This window comes from Roseofilum sp. Guam (genome assembly GCF_017746735.1).
GTDB classification, from domain to species: domain Bacteria; phylum Cyanobacteriota; class Cyanobacteriia; order Cyanobacteriales; family Desertifilaceae; genus Roseofilum; species Roseofilum reptotaenium.
Window position 1 is genome coordinate 12036 of record NZ_JAGHZN010000054.1, and the last position, 19773, is coordinate 31808.

General features: G+C 44.3%; 16 protein-coding genes and 1 pseudogene. 5 read left to right on the forward strand and 12 right to left on the reverse strand.

All coding sequences use genetic code 11. The features are described from left to right. Nucleotides 1–14: 14 nt before the first annotated feature. Complete coding sequence (locus J7529_RS19485; protein WP_318730355.1) at nucleotides 15–1448, reverse strand: hypothetical protein; 1434 nt, start codon at nucleotides 1446–1448, stop codon at nucleotides 15–17. Nucleotides 1449–2425: 977 nt separating this feature from the next. Between J7529_RS19485 and J7529_RS19490 the strand changes: the two genes are divergently transcribed. Both J7529_RS19490 and J7529_RS19495 read left to right on the forward strand, forming a co-directional pair. Beyond that, entirely contained in the window at nucleotides 2426–3352 is a 927-nt protein-coding gene (locus tag J7529_RS19490; protein ID WP_271938571.1) for a LysR family transcriptional regulator, read from the forward strand. Nucleotides 3353–3456: 104 nt separating this feature from the next. Next, a complete protein-coding gene (locus tag J7529_RS19495; protein ID WP_318730356.1) occupies nucleotides 3457–3843 on the forward strand; it encodes a hypothetical protein in 387 nt (128 codons plus the stop codon). 134 nt (nucleotides 3844–3977) lie between these two features. Here J7529_RS19495 and J7529_RS19500 read toward each other — a convergent pair whose 3' ends face one another. The 3 genes from J7529_RS19500 to J7529_RS19510 all read right to left on the reverse strand — a co-directional run bounded on the left by J7529_RS19500 (nucleotide 3978) and on the right by J7529_RS19510 (nucleotide 5901). Continuing rightward, on the reverse strand, nucleotides 3978–4598 hold the full coding sequence (locus J7529_RS19500) for a HEAT repeat domain-containing protein (protein ID WP_271938575.1): 621 nt from the start codon (nucleotides 4596–4598) through the stop codon (nucleotides 3978–3980). Nucleotides 4599–4764: 166 nt separating this feature from the next. Further along, entirely contained in the window at nucleotides 4765–5259 is a 495-nt protein-coding gene (locus tag J7529_RS19505) for a bleomycin hydrolase (protein WP_271938577.1), read from the reverse strand. 87 nt (nucleotides 5260–5346) lie between these two features. Further along, a complete protein-coding gene (locus J7529_RS19510) occupies nucleotides 5347–5901 on the reverse strand; it encodes a bleomycin hydrolase (protein WP_271938578.1) in 555 nt (184 codons plus the stop codon). A gap of 248 nt (nucleotides 5902–6149) precedes the next feature. Between J7529_RS19510 and J7529_RS19515 the strand changes: the two genes are divergently transcribed. Beyond that, nucleotides 6150–7424, forward strand: coding sequence for a HEAT repeat domain-containing protein (locus J7529_RS19515; protein WP_318730357.1), 1275 nt, complete (start codon nucleotides 6150–6152; stop codon nucleotides 7422–7424). 14 nt (nucleotides 7425–7438) lie between these two features. Here the strand turns inward: J7529_RS19515 and J7529_RS19520 are convergent, their stop codons facing one another. The 5 genes from J7529_RS19520 to J7529_RS19540 form a co-directional block, all read right to left on the reverse strand. Beyond that, nucleotides 7439–8002 carry a Uma2 family endonuclease gene (locus J7529_RS19520; protein WP_318730358.1) on the reverse strand — a complete coding sequence of 188 codons (564 nt, stop codon included), beginning with the start codon at nucleotides 8000–8002 and terminating at the stop codon, nucleotides 7439–7441. Between the two features lie 28 nt (nucleotides 8003–8030). After that, complete coding sequence (locus J7529_RS19525) at nucleotides 8031–9455, reverse strand: HAMP domain-containing sensor histidine kinase (protein ID WP_318730359.1); 1425 nt, start codon at nucleotides 9453–9455, stop codon at nucleotides 8031–8033. 145 nt (nucleotides 9456–9600) lie between these two features. After that, a complete protein-coding gene (locus J7529_RS19530; protein WP_318719632.1) occupies nucleotides 9601–9918 on the reverse strand; it encodes a hypothetical protein in 318 nt (105 codons plus the stop codon). 109 nt (nucleotides 9919–10027) lie between these two features. Further along, a complete protein-coding gene (locus J7529_RS19535) occupies nucleotides 10028–10795 on the reverse strand; it encodes a phycobilisome rod-core linker polypeptide (protein WP_271938589.1) in 768 nt (255 codons plus the stop codon). Nucleotides 10796–11051: 256 nt separating this feature from the next. Then, nucleotides 11052–11798 carry a phycobilisome rod-core linker polypeptide gene (locus J7529_RS19540; RefSeq protein ID WP_271938591.1) on the reverse strand — a complete coding sequence of 249 codons (747 nt, stop codon included), beginning with the start codon at nucleotides 11796–11798 and terminating at the stop codon, nucleotides 11052–11054. Between the two features lie 620 nt (nucleotides 11799–12418). On the opposite strand from J7529_RS19540, the gene J7529_RS19545 reads away from it, so the two are divergent. Then, the gene (locus tag J7529_RS19545) at nucleotides 12419–13099 is read left to right on the forward strand and encodes a response regulator transcription factor (RefSeq protein ID WP_318730360.1); all 681 of its coding nucleotides are present in this window, start codon (nucleotides 12419–12421) and stop codon (nucleotides 13097–13099) included. Nucleotides 13100–13242: 143 nt separating this feature from the next. Here the strand turns inward: J7529_RS19545 and J7529_RS19550 are convergent, their stop codons facing one another. The 3 genes from J7529_RS19550 to J7529_RS19560 form a co-directional block, all read right to left on the reverse strand. Beyond that, nucleotides 13243–14034 (reverse strand): phycobilisome rod-core linker polypeptide, encoded by a 792-nt coding sequence (locus J7529_RS19550; RefSeq protein WP_271938597.1) that lies wholly within the window; start codon nucleotides 14032–14034, stop codon nucleotides 13243–13245. Nucleotides 14035–14177: 143 nt separating this feature from the next. Then, on the reverse strand, nucleotides 14178–16814 hold the full coding sequence (locus J7529_RS19555) for a PAS domain S-box protein (protein WP_318730361.1): 2637 nt from the start codon (nucleotides 16812–16814) through the stop codon (nucleotides 14178–14180). 124 nt (nucleotides 16815–16938) lie between these two features. Next, nucleotides 16939–18276 carry a glutamine synthetase family protein gene (locus J7529_RS19560; RefSeq protein ID WP_271938602.1) on the reverse strand — a complete coding sequence of 446 codons (1338 nt, stop codon included), beginning with the start codon at nucleotides 18274–18276 and terminating at the stop codon, nucleotides 16939–16941. A gap of 646 nt (nucleotides 18277–18922) precedes the next feature. On the opposite strand from J7529_RS19560, the pseudogene J7529_RS19565 reads away from it, so the two are divergent. Next, a pseudogene (locus tag J7529_RS19565) lies at nucleotides 18923–19773 on the forward strand (serine/threonine protein kinase); the annotation flags it as partial.

Consider the following 19773-nt stretch of genomic DNA (forward strand, 5'->3'; position numbering starts at 1 on the left):
CTGTTGAAAGTAATTCAATTCTTCTGTGATGGATCACCTGTAACTATAGTACCAGAAACATTTCCAGCGACAACCCCTACAGCTCCTTGGAAGTTTTGGCTGATGTTAACAACAAAGTTCTCTAAAGCATCCACAGGTAAACCTTCCGCTTCAAAAGATGCTTTTATTGTATCGGCCACTAAATTTAATGTACTGATCATAAACATTTCAGCATCATCAGTATTGAAAATATCTAAGTCAAGACCTCTCATGAATGTTTGTTGTAACGATTCTTTAAGATTATAGCCCCTAATAACTAACCATGATAGTTGTGGGCATATCATGGATAAAATAGAAGCTATAATTAATACTACAACTGCAAGAATGATCTGAGCAAGTGCTAATCCTATTACAGGAATTACACTTACAAATGCCAGACTTAGCATAGCTGCAAATGTTATAGGAGCTATAGTTACAAGAGAAAACCAAGCTTTTCTAATTAACCGATGAAAGTCCAAAGTTCCAAGGACAAAGCTACTAAGACCGACATAAAGATTATCACCATATGGGAGAAACCGTATAAATATTGTCGCTTTGGCATTCCAACGCATCAGACTTCGCCTAAGAATTAAATAGGGACGTTCAGATGCATCAACTGTAAATTGGTAAGTGACACTATCTAATGAAACGTTCTCTAAGCTACCGCTCTTTATTTTTTCAAAAATAATTGTGTATAGCTCGTGACAAAACTTCTGTAAATTTATCTTATTGCGATCAATTGCATAGGTGTTATAAAAGCTTAGCCTGGGCAATTGAATGCCTGAACAGGCTGCCGGATCTAAGCTTGCCCAATTAATCATGATGTAATTTTTTTTATTTGATTGTTCTTTACTAAGACTATCTCTAATATACAAAACCTCATTAGCATATTCCGTCATTTGGTAATAAAAAAATCCCAAGGCAATGTTTTTAGAAATCAGTACAATCACTGCTAGAGTTTTCCAGAATGCAAAAAGATTTAAGAATAAAAGACATGCAACAATGAATCCAAGTGGTGCGTAATTGACTGTATCAGTATCAACACTATGGTATATATCACCATTATGCTCATGATTTTTTATAAATCGATAAAGTCCTTTGGCAAGTCGCTGGTAACAAATGAAATTCCAGAAAAAAGTATTAAAAACGGGGATAAATAGAAATCCAACTGCTTTAACTGGACTGGTACCTTTGACATAGGTACTTGGCAGCACTTGCCAAAGCCTGTAGTGAAGTATTGCTGTTAAGATAAGAGAAACTAGAGTAGCAAGGTTTAATAGTAGTTGAAAAGAGAAAAGCATTTGTGTAACAGAGGGATTTATAGTGGCTGCATTACTTTCTATAGAGAAAACTGCTGCCAGGATCGCTAGTACCACCACAGCACAAAGGGATATAATCACTGGTTTTGCACTTATTTCTTCCATTTTCAACTTAATTTTTAGATAAGAGGATGAAATTATCAAATAATACTGAAGATACCGAAAGTTATAGATCAATGTCAACTTTTTCTTAATTCTTTCTCCATCATATAATCGCCACTCAATCCTTGATTCTAAACCCAAGTGTTGGACTACATGCGTAGGCGAAAGCTTTGGGGAGAGAGTAAAGTTTAGTGGTGATATCCAAATGTTGACTCTTGACGCAGCGTATCTAATCAATTGCTCTAGTCTCGTGCTAAAAATCAAATTATAGTTGATTGGAATAAGAAGGGGACAAGGACAAATAGTATAGTGGAGGTGCGAAGCTATAGTCGATTCGGTTAACAGTGAGACATAATTGTAGGGGCGAACGGCCGTTCGCCCCTATAGATACCGACGTTATAGATAAATGCTAGTGTCTCAACCTTAATCGAATTGACTATAAGTTCGCACCTCCACTATGTCTGATACCATTTCTTTATGAAGCTGCACTTCATAAAAGAAAATGAAGATATAATGGGTATGGTATGACTCTGACTGTTATTTAAATTGACTATAAGCCCCTGATCGCCACTACGGGAGCAGCAAGTACCAACAGGAGCGATCTCGCCATGGAATAAGTGGAGAAAGCCAAGTGATACGCCTACGGGAGGCAAGCGCGATCGCAGTGACAAGTGTTTATTTCCCCCCTTGTGAACATGGGATGAAATAGTGAAAAAAAAGAATGCTACACCGTCAAACGTTTCAGCTCAAGAAGTAAATACTTTACTGTTGCCAAAATGGGGCGAACTGCAAAGCTAGGAATTTGGGTGTCCTGTGCCAACCTCTTCAACTGGCGATCGCCGGGTAGCATCCTCTTCGGAAGGGTTTCTTTCGCTCTTTCTGATCCTGATGATAGCGCAAGAATATCGATAGGGGTAATGCAATATTGATAATAAATATGATAGATTTATATCTATGAATAAAAATTTCTAATTGAGGAACAGGTTTTGAGGCAAGCTACTCTGCATCAATTAAAAGTGTTTGAAGCCGCAGCCCGTCACGGCAGCTTTACGCGGGCAGCAGAAGAGTTATATTTAACCCAGCCTACCATTTCCATGCAAGTAAAGCAATTAACGAAGGCTGTGGGAATGCCTTTATTTGAACAAATTGGTAAACGATTATATCTGACGGAGGCAGGTCAGGAACTTTTCGCGGCTTGTCGTGACGTTTTTGACCGCATATCCCAATTGGAAATGACCATTTCTGACTTAAAGGGATTGAAACAAGGACAGCTTAAACTCAGTGTAATCACTACTGCCAAATATTTTGTTCCTCGCTTACTGGGGCCCTTCTGTCAACGCTATCCGGGTGTAGATTTTGCCCTTCAGGTGTTCAACCATGAAGGATTGCTAGCCCGCATGTCCGAAAATCTTGACGATCTCTATATTCTCTCCCAAGTGCCGGAAAATTTAGATGTCGCAGCTCACCAGTTTCTGGAAAATCCCTTAGTGGTTTTGGCCCAGCGAGAACATCCCCTAGTGGGACAACAAAAGATTCCCATCGAGCGCTTATCTGGGGAACCGTTTATTATGCGGGAAGAGGGATCGGGAACTCGTCGTGCCGTTGAGAAACTGTTTAATCAGGAGAATATTAGCGTTAAAGTGAAACTAGAGTTAGGCTCGAATGAAGCTATTAAACAGGCGATCGTGGGCGGTTTAGGTCTGTCGGTATTATCCTTACATACCTTAGCCCTAGAGGGCGCTACTGGAAAGCTGGCAATCCTTGATGTGGAGCATTTCCCCATTGAACGTAATTGGTTTGTCGTCTATCCCAATGGTAAACAGTTATCCGTAGTCGCAACAGCTTTCTTAGAGTATCTGTTGGATGAAGGTAAAAAAGTGGCTGAAGAGACAGCCATGGACAAGCTTCACTAAGGTCTGTTTTAGATTAGGGAAAAATTAACCGGGTGATAGCCAGTCGTAATCGTAGGGAAGATGACAAAGGCGATCGCCTCACCTAACCTATCCCCAATTACTCTATGATTAACATTGATACTCTAGTGTCAGCAACTTTCTGCTCCCTCGCGTTGGGAATATCTGCACCTGCTTTTGCCCAACTCAATTTTGAATTACCGTCCGATAGGACTCTTCAAGAGTGTCCTCAGATTGGTTATAGCGCTTTTGTAATTAATACTGAAACGGCTGATCTCGAACAACTGGCCCAAGTTGCTCAAGTACCCCTCAATCAGGTTACCCTATGTAAATTGGCTATTCCCGATCAAGGTTTTGTTGTAGGCACTCAAATTCAGTTAACTGCGTCTTTTAATCAAGAACATCGACCGACTTTTCAACTGGTACGCAAGCTGAAACATCAAGGCTATCAAGCCTATCTTAGTTATACCAGTGATGAACCGATTGAAGGATAAGAGTCTTTGAGTTCAGGCTGAGTGTGGTGTTGAGGATCTGAAACCGTTTACAAACCCCTAGATAACCTAAAGTAGAGGCGAAACATGTTTCGCCTCTACTACATTTTGCTGTGCCTCATTTATTCTGATTATTATTATGAATTACCAGCGCTATATTGAATAGTTTGCTCTAAGCGAGGTAAAGCATTAGTTGCTGATTCCCGAATATAAGTATCCGCCGATTCATCATTGGCTAATTGGGTTAAGACTTCTGTCGCGCGAGCATCTCCCATAGAGGCCAAAGCATTAATAATTGATACCCCTAAAGCTACATTTTCTGTTGTTTTTAGGGTGTCTACTAACAACTCTAACATTGGTGAACCTACAGCCCCCAATGCCATCACTGCAGTAATATTAACTAGTTGATTGGGATGATTCAAGGCCAGCTTTAAACCGTCTACTCCTTCTTCTGGAAAAGCATCAGGCCCATGATTGACCGCCACTTGGGCTAACGCTTTCACACAACTCGTTTGAATAGTTGAATTATCACTTGACTCCAATAGGGAAACAATGGGCACAATCGCATCTGGGCCAATTACCCCTAATGCCTTCACTGCTGGTCGCCGAATATCCACATTCTCTTCCTTCACCATCTCAATTAAGCGACCAATGGTATCTTCGTCTCGATTTTCAGCTAACTGTACCATGGCACGTTCTCTTAAATTTGGATTGGGATGTGTAAGCTGTGTAAATAAAGCGTTAGTATCTGAAGTCATTGTATTTAACTATAGAAGGATTAACAATTAAGGCTTAACAAACCAAGAACTCTAAGTCTTGAACTTGACTGCATATGAAGCCAAGCTGTAGACTTAGAGTTCTCTAAAGTTTAATTCTTGAACATTAAGGATCAAGAATCCAACTCAAATTTTTCCCAGTTATAGACTAGGATAAGGAGTTGATTACATAGTCTAGCAGAGCATTGTACTCAACTAGAGCTTGTGCAGACATATCGCGAGGAGCGCAACCCCGGTTACGAGCATAGCTAAGAGCTGCAACATAAGGAGCGGTGGGCAGACCTAAAGCACGATAAACTTCACGCTGTCCAGCAATTCCCCACTCATCAAGAGGGCCAGTACCGCCTACAGCCAAGCAGTAGCTAATCAAGCGCATGTAGTGCTTGATGTCACGCAGACACTTAGCTTTGAAGGTATCGGTAGAGTTGGCTTCACCAGAATTGTTCAGGTAAGGATACTGTTTGATGCAAGCATCATAAGCTTCCTGAGCAACAGCATCAACGTTACCGCTGAGTTTTTCAGCAGCTTCCAAACGAGCAGCCGCACGTTGGAGGCTACCTTGAACAGACTCTAGGTCAGAGCTGCTAGGAAAACGACCAGCAGCATCAGCAGCAGCAATAGCCGTGGTGAGAACTGATTTCATTTCTTTACTATCTCCAGGTTTATGTGATCGGTGTTACTTTTTAAGGGACGATTGCCCGTAGATCTTCGGTGCAGTGATTTATCGGTTTTAGCTTAAAGCGGAAATAACGCGATCGAAGTATCCAGCACACTCAGCAGCTAACGCAGAGCAGTCTCCTTGGGGAGTATCGTTTTTACGATATTTTGCTCCAGCACGCTCTTCTGTGTTGGTGTTGGTAATGTGAGCAACACAAACAGCCTTCATGATTTGTACTGCACGAACGGTAGAAGTTGAGGGAACTCCTAACGCGGTGTAGGTTTCTTTCAGACCATTTAAGCACCGATCTTCGAGAACAGAAGCATCACCAGCTAACAAGGCGTAGGTGACATAGCGAAGAATGATTTCACCATCACGTAAGCAAGCAGCCATACGACGGTTGGGGTAGCAGTTACCACCAGCTTGGATTAAGCCTTGGTTTTCGCAAATCATACCGGTGATTGCATCAGAAACGCAGCAGCTTGCGTTACTAGCTACAGCATTAACAGCGTCTAAGCGCTTGTTGCCTTCAGAAATAAAACCTTTGAGTTCAGCAATTTTGTCGCTGCTCAGAGTGGAAGTGCTGGCATCTGCTGATACCACAGCTCTCGAAAAAGCGTCAAGCATTGAAATGTTTCCCTCTCAATAGTTGAATTTTAAGTGACCCGTTTTGCACTGGTCATAACTGACTATAGGAGATGATGGGGACTGATGGTAGCTTTATGATAAACAATGTAATAATCCTTTACAATTCAGAGGATTTTATTAATGATTGCCAGATGATAAATCGGTAAAGAACGGTATCACTGATCCAGAAAGGGTTGATTTCAAGGTATTTTTAAGAAATCTGCTGATGCTAGTTCAGTGCTTGAGTTATGGATAAACGATTTTCTCAGCTTTTTAATTTAAGTGAAGACCAGGCGATCGCCCTGTTAGAGATGCCTTTGGATCAGTTAGCCGATCCGAGCGATCGCTATGTGGCGGCTTGTCACCTGATGCGCTATCCCACAGAACGGTCGATAGCTGCCCTGATCAAGGCCATTCAAAATCAGGAGGACGATCTGTATAATCGGATTGCCCGACGTAAGGCGGTGGAGAGCTTGGGACGATTGAAGGCTGAGATCGCCATGCCTACCCTGCGCGAGTGTTTAACGGACTCGGATATCTATACAGTGGAGAATACGGTTTGGGCGATCGGCCAGATCGGGACAGATGACCCGCAAATTTTAGAACAAATCAGCCAACTGTTGCAGCAACCGAATCAAAGCTATCGGGTCATTATCCAAGTTCTGACCCAGTTAGGCTATCAACCTGCTCTAGAGGCAATTCAACCGTTTATAGACTCAGACGATCTGTGTATTTCCAGTGTGGCGATCGCCGCGACTTGTCAGTTAAGTGGTGATTTCAGTTCCATGGATCGGGTAGTGGGCTTTCTGCATAGTGACAATCTTAATGTGCGCCGAGCTTGCATCCAAGATTTAATGGATACTCATCATTATCCAGCTCTGCCCAGAATTGTCCAATGTCCGGTTTCCATTGTCTTTCGTCTGCGAGGGATTAAACATCTGGCTCAAAGTGGAATTGCTGCCCAGAAATTCACCTTTTCCGAGGTCGAACCCTATTTTGACCAGGTCATCCGAGATCATCCAGATACCCTAGAATTTGTCCATGAATATGACCAAACCCCCACCATAGAGTTTGCGATTAATGAACTCTATAGCACGGATTTTGGGCGCTGTTATTTAGCCAGCCATACCCTCCTGCACACCTACCCACAAGAGGCACCAGAAGCTCTATTAGCCACGTTTGCTGACAAAGCAAATAATGATTATGGCGCTCATTATCATGTGGTCAAACTCTTGGGATGGCTAGGGTACTCACCTGCCTACAATTTGCTGGTAGAAGCCTTGCACAATGAAGCTCCTCAATTCCAAAAATCTAGGGCTGCTGCGGCGATCGCCCTAGGGAATTTAGGGGCAACAGAAGCCATTCCCCTGTTACATGAGGCCCTGAAAACATCGATTTTCGATCTCAAGTATGCAGCTCTCTTGGCATTAGACCAATTAGGCGATCGTAAAGGAGGGGAGATCTGTACCCAAGATCAGGATTTAATCTTACAAGCCAAAGCTCTAACTCAGGCTTCTCATTAATCGGTCAACCCTTATTACAGTTCTTCATCAAACACTGGGGGCCAAATTTCGGCAATTGAAAGTTCCCAACCCGGCAATAATTCTGGAATAGTCAAAGTATCTTCACTGCTGAGAACAACGGGTTTACTGTTCGCACGGTAAACCGTCACTATTAGATTTTTGGGGTCAACTAAAATCCCAACTTGACTCCCTAACTCCAAAAATTTCTCCAGTTTTTCCACCCAGGGTTTAATATTGTCAGATGCTGACCGAACTTCAATCGCTAAATCTGGAACCAGTTCGGCAAAAGCACGGGGAGCTTGACGCATTTTCTGGGCAGGAACAAAGGAAACATCTGGCCCCCGTAAATTGCCATCCGGTAAGCGAAACCCTGCCGAAGAGCCAGTAACATAGCCCAAAGATCTGGGAATTACCCAATTTTGTAAGAAAAAGATTAATCGGGCAATAATCACTTCGGAAACATAATCGGATAATCCCATAACAATAATTTTACCATCTACTAATTCGGTTCTATAGTCCAGATGAGCATCGCTTAATTGGGTTTGCAGTTGTTCTAGGTCTTTAACAGTCAGAGACATCGTGTTCTTCCTCCTTAATGGTTACTTATTATCGAATAGGTAAGAAGATCGTCATCACTTCTCCTTGCTTCGGTCGTTGACGGATCAAAAGTTTACCCCCGATCGCCTCAAACAGGTTTTTGGTAACGCTCAAATTCAGGCTCAGATTCCCTGTTTCTGGTTGAAACATCAACACTTGACCCAATGCTTTAAAAGGAGACAAACTAGGGCAAGCTTGAGGTGTTTCTGAGATTAATTGTAATTTCAGTTGATTGCCTGCGGGAGTCACTTCGACTTGTACATGGGAACCGGTGGGCAACGTCGAGGTGAAATTCTGAATCACATTGGTTAACACTTGATCCAATAAATGAGGGTCACTGACGACTGTAGGCGTATGTTGAGGTAAAACCACATCTAAGGTTACGTTACGACGACCGGCTTGTTTCTGCCATTGAGGAATACCGTCCTGAAACACCTGGGCTAGAGAAGTCGTGGTTAACTGGGTAGATTGGGACTTGGTGGGTGTAGTTTCGAGTTCTACAGCCCGGAAAATGAGATTAAAGCGATCGATCTGTTCCGTACATTCGCGATCAATGGTGTGCAGACGCTTCAACACTTCGGGGGGGAGATTAGAGCGTTTGAGCAACAGGCGAGTATAGGTGCGAATTGTCGCCAAGGGAGTTTTGACTCCATGGGCGATCGCCTGAAGCAATTCTAGATCGGGTTGAGAGGCCGTTGTTGTCGGTGATGGGGGCGTTTGTTTTTTCACTCCCTCTGAAGATCGATCGGCAGTCGATACCGCAACCGAAGGTTCAGGGAGATATTGAACCATCAACCGACTAAATGCCGTTACCGTTTGATACCCTGGAGCAACGGGAGGAAACTGGTGATACAGGTTATCCAGATGCTGCACATCCTCCGGAGTCCCAGTCAGGCAAACTCGCGATCGCAAAGCATTCCAAGCCCGTTCAACATCCTGGGGGTCAAAGGAAAACTGAAATCCCAGATCTCCGGTCGTTTGAGGGGCGATCGCCATGACCAAACTCAATGAAGGGGTTAACACCACAGCAAATTGTTCATAATGCAGAGGATCTTGAGGTGCTAATAGGGTTTTGGCAGTGAGCGGACAAGATGACTGATCGGACGAGAGAGGAGCGCCATCGTAGACCGGGGAAGAGCCAACTGGAGTGAGGGGTAAGTCTCCCGATTGGGAAGGAGATGGAGGGAGTTTAAACAGCAAAGAATGAGTTTCTTGCAGGGGTAAAAACAGCCAAGAGGTAATCTGGGGATGGGGATGGGCTAGAATAGGAGAGCTACAGAGAATTAAGCCTTGGGAAAGTTCGTCTCGATCGAGCAAATCATTTAATGCGGCGATCGCTCCACACCAAGATCGTTCAGCCTTATGTTGACCATTGGCGATCGGCTCCAACTGCCCTAAAATTTCACTTAACGTTGGCATCATCCACTCAAACATAACCATTTCCCCCATCTGGCGCGAATTATCACAGATCTTACCTGTGAGGGTATCGGTCTTTTTAGGCAATTGACTAGGAGGTGAACCGAATAAATCAGTTGCAATTTCCGGATCGCCAACTCTTGACTCTTAACTGTCCACCGTCTTAGTTATCCTCCCCACAAGGGTCATTAAATTTCGTATAAAAACTACCGTATTGTAACCAATACTGTTTTAAATTATGATTAGGGGTGTGCAAGCTAGCCTTGGCTTGATACAAAATCACCTGTCGATGTTGACCAATCCAAACCCGCCGAGCTGGTTCTACAGAAATCAAAGTTCCGCCCAAACTCGATACACATTCTTCAAATCGTTCTACCGCTGAATATTCTACACTTTGAAATATAAAAAAACTACCGGAACAGATTAAATAGCGATTTCTGATCCAGTTTCGCATTTTTTGACAAGCCACTGGGGGTATCACAGCTCTCTCCACTCAGAACTTTTCAACTCTCTAGAGCAAAACAAGGGGTTTTAACCCCTTGTTTATCTGTCCAATGATTGACTACCAGGGCACAGTATTATGGCGATTTTTATGCCACTTCTGTAATGCTCACAATCTTACCACCGGCTCGATGAATCCGTTGGATTTGGGGAGTCATTTTTGCTCCAGAGACTAAATACCGAGTTGTACTAACATGGCGGGGACAATCAAACTTAGATCCGGTTACCAGAATCTCAAAGGTCTTCTCGGTTGCATCTTGATAGGCAGCTACACGACCACCTGTGGAAGGCAACTTAATTTTCGTTGTTGAATTGGTAGCCACATCTTGTACCAACCGAGAACCTTTAAATGCGCTATCTACGCCTGCATTACCTTGGTATAAAGACAAAGTGCGGTTGTAGTCAACTTGCTTTAGTCCGACTTGGCTGATTGAACCTTGATAGTAAGGAACGATATTGTCTCCAAACTTCTCTTGGTATTCCACACTATCGATATAGGAATCGATTTCGGCATCATAACCTTGCTCAATACACAGAGTAATATGTTCCGAAAGTTCCGCCTGATCGACTGGCGCACGTCCCAACAGATGCTTGAAATTCAATTCAACAAATCGATAGGGAGCGCAAGATTCAAAATAGCGACTACGGTAGAAATCAGACTTTGCTACCGCACGGACAAATTCACGAACGGTGATGTCTCCTTGAATCAACTGGGATTCAGCGGTAACCAACCGTTCACTGTCCATTACATGGGGATTTCCCAGCACTTGCTTATAAACAGCACGAATTACTATTTGCTGTTCATCCAAGCTACTGGCACTCCAAAGCTCAATGGGGTCATCTAATACTACACTCATTGGTATTATCCTGAATGGGTTTTCAATGCTTTATTTAATTAATCGTCTTTCCTCTTTTTCCTCTCCCTGATTTTGAATACAGGAGGAGTAATATCGAGGTTTGGATCGATAATCAGAAACATTGCAACAGTTAAGTTATATTACTCAACTGTTGATTGCTTAGTTTGCTGATGAACTTAGTCTACTACAGGTAGGTCTCAAAGCCAATACCTCATTGATCTTCAACCTAAATTTCCTGAAGTTTAGTGTTCCTTATTTATAAGGAAATCACTCCCCAAGCAGCTAAAGCTACAGCAACTACTCCTAAGGTTAATAAACCTCCTCCAGTGAGAGCAATGAGCCGGCCTGTTAGACGAACCCAACCTGGATAAGGAGGGCGCTGCCATGACCAACGATAAGTCGGCATAAGAGGTGGAAAATAACCCAAAGATTCTAATTTCTGGCGATAATCTTCTCCATACCGAGGCATCCTCGCACTGGGTAAATTTCCCTGAGAACGTTGGGGCAAAATCCGCCGTCTCTGATAGGGAACCGTATCATAACCAAAATGGGTCAAGTATTCTTCTGTATTGAGTAATTGATCGACAAATCCATTTAATCCTTGCGTCGCAAGAACAATCGACCAGGCTAATTTTTCCCGCTCTCCATACACTTCGCGTCCGAGTACCCGTTGAATACACAATTCTACAAACCGATAATTACTATTGGGTTCATAGTTATTGCGCCGAAAGCTTTCAGATAAGAGCAGCGATCGAATAAAATCACGGACAGTAATTTGTCCTGCTCTTAACTGAGATTCCAGAGCATTTTTGTAATTGTGATAAATCAATTGTTGTTCGTTAAAAATTTGCCGATAGGCAGCCCAAATCAACTCATCCACCTCTACAGATGAAGGCAATCCTTCAGTTGTATAAATTCGAGGTTTTTCAGGACTAGCAATCTCAAACCCCTCAACTCGCTGATTTTGAGTGGTTGGGGAATATTCAAGCAAGGGAATTGTCATAGAATCTCCTGGAGTATTTGGGGTTACAATAAGTTAAAAAAAGGATTTTCCTTTCAACAGGTAAATTATAAGCCCTAAGCGATCGCCTAAATCCGATTCTCAGGGCCCATCTTAAACCCAATTGTTTTGATCTGAATTCTCCACTTTGAACCTCATCTTGATTCAAAGGTGAAAGTTCTTTCTGTGATTTTTCAGTTCGAGGACTCTAGAGAGTAACGTTAAGCTAGTCTCTAGAAAACTGTGTGAACTACTCGACATTGTACCATTAGGGCGCAACGCCAGCTTCTGACTTCTGAAGCAATTGCCTCCGAAAGAGCTAACTTTCGTCCTGCTCTATACAGGTCTTATCCCGCCTCCATCAGCAGTAACCTCGGTTGTCAAGGAAAATCCGTAATCCTTCATTACGGATTTTTTTTAGCTAAATGAGCCAACCTCCCATAAGTTAGCAACTTAGCAGATGGAACGTAATTAAAATAGGGAAGAAACGGTAAAGAAATCGGAAAGATGACTAAAATCTAGCAAATTTTAACATTTTGTAATACTTGATCCCGCGATCGCCGAGAGAATATGCTGAGTTTTCTTGTAAGCTGAAATGAATGGGTCAAGGCAACGATAACCACATGAGGATTCTTTTAATTGAAGATGACATAACTTTGGCTGAGACTCTAGCAGAAGCCCTCACCGATCAACTTTATGTCGTTGATATTGCACCCAATGGAGCAGCAGCATGGGAATACTTTGATGCTCTTGATTATGACCTTTTGCTCTTGGATGTGATGCTTCCCGATCTTGATGGCATCAGTCTCTGTAAGCAACTGCGTCTTCAAGGTTATCAAATGCCAGTTTTGATGATAACGGCCCGTGATACAGTTAGTGATAAAATCGCGGGTCTCGATGCTGGAGCAGATGATTATATTGTTAAACCGGTCGATCTCGGTGAATTGTTTGCACGGGTTCGTGCCCTTTTACGTCGAGGGAGTGTATCTGCTCCTATTTTAGAGTGGGGAAAATTAAGGTTTGATCCTAGCACGTATGAAGCCAATTATAACGATCGCCCCTTGCATCTCACCCCCAAAGAATATTCTCTTTTAGAACTCTTACTGCGTAATGGTCGTCGTGTGTTGAGTCGTCATGTGATGATTGAACATATTTGGTCACTTAAAGATCCTCCAGAAGAAGATACAATTAAAGTCCATATTCGGAGTTTACGTCAAAAATTAAAAGCCGTGGGTGCCCCTGAAGATTTTATTGAAACTGTTCATGGAATTGGATATCGATTAGGTAAAAGTAACTTTTATTAATTCAATAAATTCCACAATAGCGCTACACTTATGCCCCATAAAAATAAGACAGAGTAGCGACGAAAACTATTCGCCCCTACTCGAACTTCTGGATTCAATCGTCTAAATATACAGAGGGAGATTCTGCCGATCGCGATTCAGAACTAAACCAACTCAGTAATCTTGAGAATTTTTCCACCCCTCTTGTGGATAGTCTGAACTTCCTGAGACATCTGGCTATAGTTAACCAGACATTCCTGACGGGTTAACTTGTTGAGACGAGCCGTAGCTTTGGAGCTAGAAAATACAATCCGAAAGCGCTTGTCTGTATTGCCATAAGAAGCACCATTTCCTACAGCGGGAAGTTCGATGGGAGTGGCGACATTCGCTGCGATAGAAGTGATTAACCGAGCCGAGTTACCGCTATCATTGGCCGCCGGTCCACGTAGTAGAGAAAACATCCGGTTGAAGGTTTCATTTTTCAATCCCACCACTGAACGAATGCTACGCGGATAGGGCACAACATGATCGCCAAAATTTTCAACATACTCCTCACTGTCAATGTAGGAGTCAATCTCAGCGGCGTATCCTTGCTGATTATAGATTTGGACATGCTCGGCAATTTCTTCCTGTGATTGGGGAGCGCGACCCAATAGATGCTTGAAGTTTAACTCGATAAAGCGGTACTGGGGGGAGGAGTGGAAGAAAAGGTCTTGATACAGACTTGATTGGGCTACAGCCCTGACAAAATCACGAACAGTAATATCTCCATTGCGTAATAAGGATTCAGCACTAGAGAGGCGGTCGCCTTCCATCAAATGCTGATTTCCCAACACCTGTTTATAAACAGCCCGAATGATCTGCTCTAGCTCTGCTTCGTCAGCATTAGGACGAAGTTCTAGAGGTTCAATTTCAAAGGCATCTAAGCCCAGCGTCGCTGTAGTTAAATTTCCCATTGTTTTTAAATAAAGCTAATTTCTGATAGTTGACCGAATGGCCATAACTCCTGCATCCTAAACGATGGGGATTTCTCCAGGTCGTTAAATGAGAGAGAATTTCATAAAACTTTACACTCTCATGGCTTGACCCTAAGACAGGGTCAGGTTATAGGTAAAATAACCGTTAAGGTTGTGCCGACACTGATCTGGCTATCAACCCGAAGGCTTCCGCCCTGTAATTCCACGCATTTTTGAGTCACGACTAACCCTAATCCGGTACCGGGAATATTGCCGACATTGTGACCGCGTTGGAAGGGTTCAAAGAGGTGTTGTCGATCTTCTGGGGAAATGCCAATACCGCGATCGCAGATTTCAAAGATAATATTCTGCTGCTCAAAGGTTAAGCGTAGTTCAACATCGCTACCAACCGGAGAATATTTAATCGCATTAGAGAGCAAATTAGACAGAATCGATCGCAGCAGTTTCTCATCCAAATCCACCCAAGCCGAATCTTCAGCACAGATGAACTGAAGGGAATACTGATGACCCGCACTGAACTGAATTTCTTCGAGCAATTGGCGACAGAAGTGAGGCAAATCCAGGGTTTGGGGATTAAATTCCAGTTTGCCCGCTTCCGCGCGATTAATGGTGAGAATATCATCGAGCAGGTGTACCATTTGTTTAATGGATTCTTCAATTCGCCGTAAATTCCTGGAGCGCTTGATCGGATCTTCCGGTCGATTCAGATGAGAAGACTGTTCTAACAATTGGGCAGCCGCTAGAGCTGTACTCAGAGGGGTGCGAAACTCATGGGAAGCCATAGAGAAAAAGCGAGTTTTCAGGGTATGGAGTTCTTTTTCCTGTTCTAGGGCAAGTTTGACCTCGTTTAATCTCTTGCGAGCCGTAATATCGCGGGAATTTACAACAATTCGCAGTTCTGGAGATGTGTCCATCCCATTTTCATTCGCCGATCGATCGCCATGGGTAACAGCTTCTAGGATACGCCAAGACCCATCTTGATGTTGGGCACGAAATTCCATCAGAAGGGACATATCCTGACTTTCCAAACTATTAATCATCTGCTGATAAATTTTGCTGGAGTCATCGGGATGCACTACGTCAAAAAAGTTCTGACCCATCAGTTGAGTCGGGGAATACCCCAGGACTTTTTCTACTGAGGGACTGGCATAGTCAATGTTTCCTTGGCGATCGAGAATGGTAATAATATCTAAGGCATTCTCAATTAGGGAGCGGAAGCGTTCTTCAGAGCGCCGCAGAGCGTCTTCAGTCTGTTTGCGTTCGGTGATATCTCGCTGGATAGAAATCCAGTGGGTATATTCGTGGTTCTTGTTGGCAACGGGAACGACGCTAAACTCCACCCAAAACTCCGAGCCATCTTTACGATAGTTCATCAATTCTATGGTTAATGGTTGCCATTGGCACAGGGCAGTTCGCACCTGGTCGAGTTTTTGGCGGTCGGTTTTTGGCCCTTGGAGAATGCGGGGGGTTTGGCCAATCAGTTCTTCCAGGGTATAACCAGTCATCCGTGTAAACGCTTGATTGACATAGAGAATACGGGGGCCGGGGAGATCGATGGGGAAGGCTTCCGTGATTAGGACGGCATCATTGGTATTGATGACCACAGATTGAAGCAGGCGCACCTGTTCCGCTTGCCGTTTCTGTTCGGTGATATCCGCAACTACGGCAACCATGCCACTAATGCGATCATTACTATCGAGCAGGGGAGCCGCAGACAAGACGATATCAATGGGGGAGCCGTCTTTTTTGAAGCGACGCAGTTCGAGACTGGGAGGGGTGATGCCTTGCAGACAAGCTTGGCGAAGGTTGCGGTATTCTTCGACGGTTTCTTCACAGAGGATGGGGTTGGGTTGATGGTAGACTTCGGGTTCTGTCCAACCAAATATTTTTTCGGCGGCTGGATTCCAAAGTTGTATCTTATCTTGGAGGTCAAGGGTAAAGATAGCACGAGGGGAGGCTGCAATTAGAGATTGTAGCGTGTGGTTGGTGTGCCGGAGGGCGATTTCGGTGCGTTGATGTTCGGCAATTTCTAGGCGTAGAGCGTCGTTGGTGCGGGCGAGTTCTTCGGTGCGTTGCTGTACATGTTGTTCGAGTTGGGTGTTAAGCTGTTGCAGTTGTTGATAGAGTTCTCCTTGGCGAATGGCGATCGCCACTTGAGTCGCCAGTTGCTTCATCAGTTCGATTTCGTGGGGTTGCCATTGCCTGGGTTGGCGACAGTGGTGAGCAATGAGTAAGCCCCACAGATGGGGAGTTCGATCGGGGTTTTCGATATCGGTTGGCGTTTGGATAATCGGAACAACTAATTTCGCTTGGACCGCAAATTGTTGGACAAATTCGACTAAACAGGGTTCAATGTCGGCCTGTTCGATATTGGCGATCGCCCGAATTTTGCCGTTCAGATAAGCTTGATGATAGTCCTTGGGAAAGACTTCTTCCGGAAAGACGGTGCCTAAAATGCAGGGATAATCGGGTAAAACGGTTTCGGTGATGGCGCACCCGGTTCCATCAGCATAAATTTGATAAATTAAGACGCGATCGCACTCTAAAAATTGCCGCACATCAGCAACCGTAGTTGCCAGGACTTCATCGAGATGCAACGATTGCCGGATATGTTGGGCAATTTCGTGAATTAACCGCTCCCGCTGTGTTTGTTGTCTCAGGCTCAGTTCCGCCCGACGGCGGCGAGCAATTTGTTGATAGACTTGGTAAGTGGCGATCGCCAGCAGCACCAGTCCACTCAGAATACTAATACCTGTCATATGCATTGATGGGAATAGGGAATAGGGAATAGGGAACAGGCAATCTCCATATCTGTGTATCTCCGCGTCTCCATGTCTCCGTGTCTCCGTGTCTTGGTGTCCCCCACTCCCCCACTCCCGCGTCTCAATAAGACTCCAACAACCTCTTCACCTCAGTCTGCAAATCCCACTGTTTCATCGTTTCCCATTCCGCTTGGCGCACGGCTAAATAGGCTTGGGCTAAGGGAGGACTGAGCGCTTTAAGTAAAACTTGATTGTCGCGCAAAGCCGTTATCGCTTCTAGAAGGGTTTTCGGTAACCCTTCAATGCCACGATGTTGGCGCTCGTCTTCGGGCAAGGTACCCGGATCGCAATCTACCGGTTCGGGAGGTTCGATCTGGTTTCGCACCCCATCCAAACCGGCTGCAATTACCGCTCCTAGGGCTAAATAGGGGTTTGCAGCAGCATCAATGGTTTTAAACTCAAAATGAGTGGAACCCGTGCCTTCTGGGTTACTTATGACGCGGATGGCGGCTTCTTTATTGTCTAATCCCCAACAGGAAAAGGCTCCACTCCAGGAATGGGGTTGGAGACGACGGTAGGAGTTCGGGATAGGATTAGTGAAGGCCATCAGGGCACGATGGTGATGGAGGATACCACCAATAAACCAGCGAGCGCGATCGGATAATCCCAAAAGTCCGAAGGGGTTGGGGAGTAAATTTTCGCCTTTATGCCATAAACTTAGATGGAGATGAGCGCCACTTCCGGCGCGATCGGGGAAAATTTTGGGTAAAAAAGAAGCAATACGATGATGATAATGGGCGATCGCCTTCACGGTTTCCCGAAACACCACCTGCTGGTCAGCAGCAGCCAAAGCATGAGTATACAACACCGAAATTTCCTGTTGTCCCGGCCCGGACTCTGGATAATACTGCTCCACTAACACTCCTTGCTCATTTAACGCCGTCGCAATATCATCAATAATCCGTTGCTGAATATCCATACCATAGGTCGAACAATAGGGAGCTTGGTCAGTGGGAATAATTTCCCCATTTTCAGAGCGCTCTAGTAAATAAAATTCATTTTCAAATGAAGCAATAACTTCCAACCCTTCCAGTTTCGCATCGGCTGCCATATCCCGCAAAAACCGTCGAGGACAGAGTGCCCAAGGTTCTCCTTCTTTCACCATATTCCCCATCACCCGTGCATGGCTTGGGGTATAAGGTAGAGCCATCAGTGTAGACCAATCGGGAATTAATTGCACCTCTCCCACGGGCCCTAACCCACTTCCAGAAGCTGGTGTACTGCCAATGACTGGCATCGCTTGTTGAGCCATAGCCAACCCTACCCCCTGCTCTTGATAATGGGATAACATGCCCCCATGAACGGCTTTCGCTCGAATCATATTGCCGTTATCACACCAGAGAATACGGATAAATTCGACTCCAGCTTTTTTGAGGGATGCTTCAATGTCACGATCCATGGGCATTGGGTTTCGGGTTAGGGGCGATCCCAATCATAGGATAGAGTGCTTCGCGCGGTAATGGGTAATAGGTAATGGGTAGTGGGAAAACTATTGGCGATTGTTTATCCAGCAAATCCTACGAGCGATCGCTAACTGCACCCATGAGTTTATCTCAACTTTGACAACTTAAACCTGTTTTGTCCGATTAAGCTATTCCAGATTATCCAATCTCTACATCGGCGATCGCCACGGGTCTTCCTGACAGACACTCAAACATCTCATGAAAAACAATATGGGGGGTAGACTCATTCACTCCAAACTAGATTCGTAAAATTCTCAAAATCAGGTAATTCTGGACACAGAAAAACCTAAAATAATCTGCTTTTCTAACTTTATTTTCGCTGCCCCACCCCCCTTATTTTTATGAGCCTGTTTTTTCTTTCTTGATATTTATTTTGAGCTATCTGGGTTAAACTTTCACGTTTCTCAATATTGCTTTGAGGGGAGATCTATTACCGATCGATTGAGTGAGCTGTTCAGGTAATACGGAGTTATACTTGAAGTCGATCTAAGAGTAAGCATAAAACCATAGCGAGCAGGTTGGACCAACGGCGATGACTAGAGAACTACCCGGGTATCAAATTAACTACAAGATATACGAAGGAGACCGCACGATCGCCTCAACGTCGTGATCAAATTCCTGCGTAACCCCTACCCGAGCTTGAGTGAACTCCTACAGTTTCGTAACCAGTACACCATCGCCAAAAACCTCAATCCCACCCACATCGTCGTCCCCTTAAGCCTCGAGAGATATGGCAATGGTTATGCCCTAGTCATGGAGGATGTGGGAGCCATCTCTGTGGACAAAGTCTTAGACCAAAAAGGATACTTAGACCTAGAAACTGCCTTGCCAATTGCCATTCAACTGGCCGATATAGTAGACGAGCTTGAGCGCAAAGGAGTAATCCACAAAGACATTAAACCGGCCAATCTGCTCATCGATAAACAAAGCCAACAGGTGAAACTGATTGACTTCAGCATCGCCTCCCTACTGCCTCGTGAAGCGCAAGAAATCAAAAACTTCAACGTCCTCGAAGGAACCCTCGCCTATATTTCTCCCGAACAAACCGGTCGCATGAATAGAGGTATAGACTATCGAAGTGACTTCTATTGTTTGGGAGTCACCTTATACCAACTGCTCACTGGAACCCTACCCTTCATCAGTGACGACCCCATGGAGTTAGTCCATTGTCACATTTCCCAACCCCCCATACCACCAGAAGCCAGAAATTCAGGCTCTAAAATCCCCTCGGTGGTTTCAGATATCGTGATGAAACTGATGGCTAAAAATGCAGAACAGAGATATCAGAGCGCCTTGGGGTTAAAATTCGACCTAGAACAGGCTCTAAAACAATGGCAGGAAAGGGGAAAAATAGAAGCCTTTGAGTTAGGTAGCCGGGATATTGCTGGTAGATTTCTCATCCCCGAAAAACTCTACGGACGAGAAATAGAAGT

What these genes read in the sequence shown, in the direction of transcription:
- J7529_RS19540 (WP_271938591.1), bottom strand. Translation starts at nt 11,798, where the DNA reads ATGACAATTCCCTTGCTTGAATATTCCCCAACCACTCAAAATCAGCGA.
- J7529_RS19560 (WP_271938602.1), bottom strand. Translation starts at nt 18,276, where the DNA reads ATGGATCGTGACATTGAAGCATCCCTCAAAAAAGCTGGAGTCGAATTT.
- J7529_RS19495 (WP_318730356.1), top strand. Translation starts at nt 3,457, where the DNA reads ATGATTAACATTGATACTCTAGTGTCAGCAACTTTCTGCTCCCTCGCG.
- J7529_RS19520 (WP_318730358.1), bottom strand. Translation starts at nt 8,002, where the DNA reads ATGTCTCTGACTGTTAAAGACCTAGAACAACTGCAAACCCAATTAAGC.
- J7529_RS19550 (WP_271938597.1), bottom strand. Translation starts at nt 14,034, where the DNA reads ATGGGAAATTTAACTACAGCGACGCTGGGCTTAGATGCCTTTGAAATT.
- J7529_RS19545 (WP_318730360.1), top strand. Translation starts at nt 12,419, where the DNA reads ATGAGGATTCTTTTAATTGAAGATGACATAACTTTGGCTGAGACTCTA.
- J7529_RS19525 (WP_318730359.1), bottom strand. Translation starts at nt 9,455, where the DNA reads ATGTTTGAGTGGATGATGCCAACGTTAAGTGAAATTTTAGGGCAGTTG.
- J7529_RS19500 (WP_271938575.1), bottom strand. Translation starts at nt 4,598, where the DNA reads ATGACTTCAGATACTAACGCTTTATTTACACAGCTTACACATCCCAAT.
- J7529_RS19515 (WP_318730357.1), top strand. Translation starts at nt 6,150, where the DNA reads ATGGATAAACGATTTTCTCAGCTTTTTAATTTAAGTGAAGACCAGGCG.
- J7529_RS19510 (WP_271938578.1), bottom strand. Translation starts at nt 5,901, where the DNA reads ATGCTTGACGCTTTTTCGAGAGCTGTGGTATCAGCAGATGCCAGCACT.
- J7529_RS19535 (WP_271938589.1), bottom strand. Translation starts at nt 10,795, where the DNA reads ATGAGTGTAGTATTAGATGACCCCATTGAGCTTTGGAGTGCCAGTAGC.
- J7529_RS19505 (WP_271938577.1), bottom strand. Translation starts at nt 5,259, where the DNA reads ATGAAATCAGTTCTCACCACGGCTATTGCTGCTGCTGATGCTGCTGGT.
- J7529_RS19555 (WP_318730361.1), bottom strand. Translation starts at nt 16,814, where the DNA reads ATGACAGGTATTAGTATTCTGAGTGGACTGGTGCTGCTGGCGATCGCC.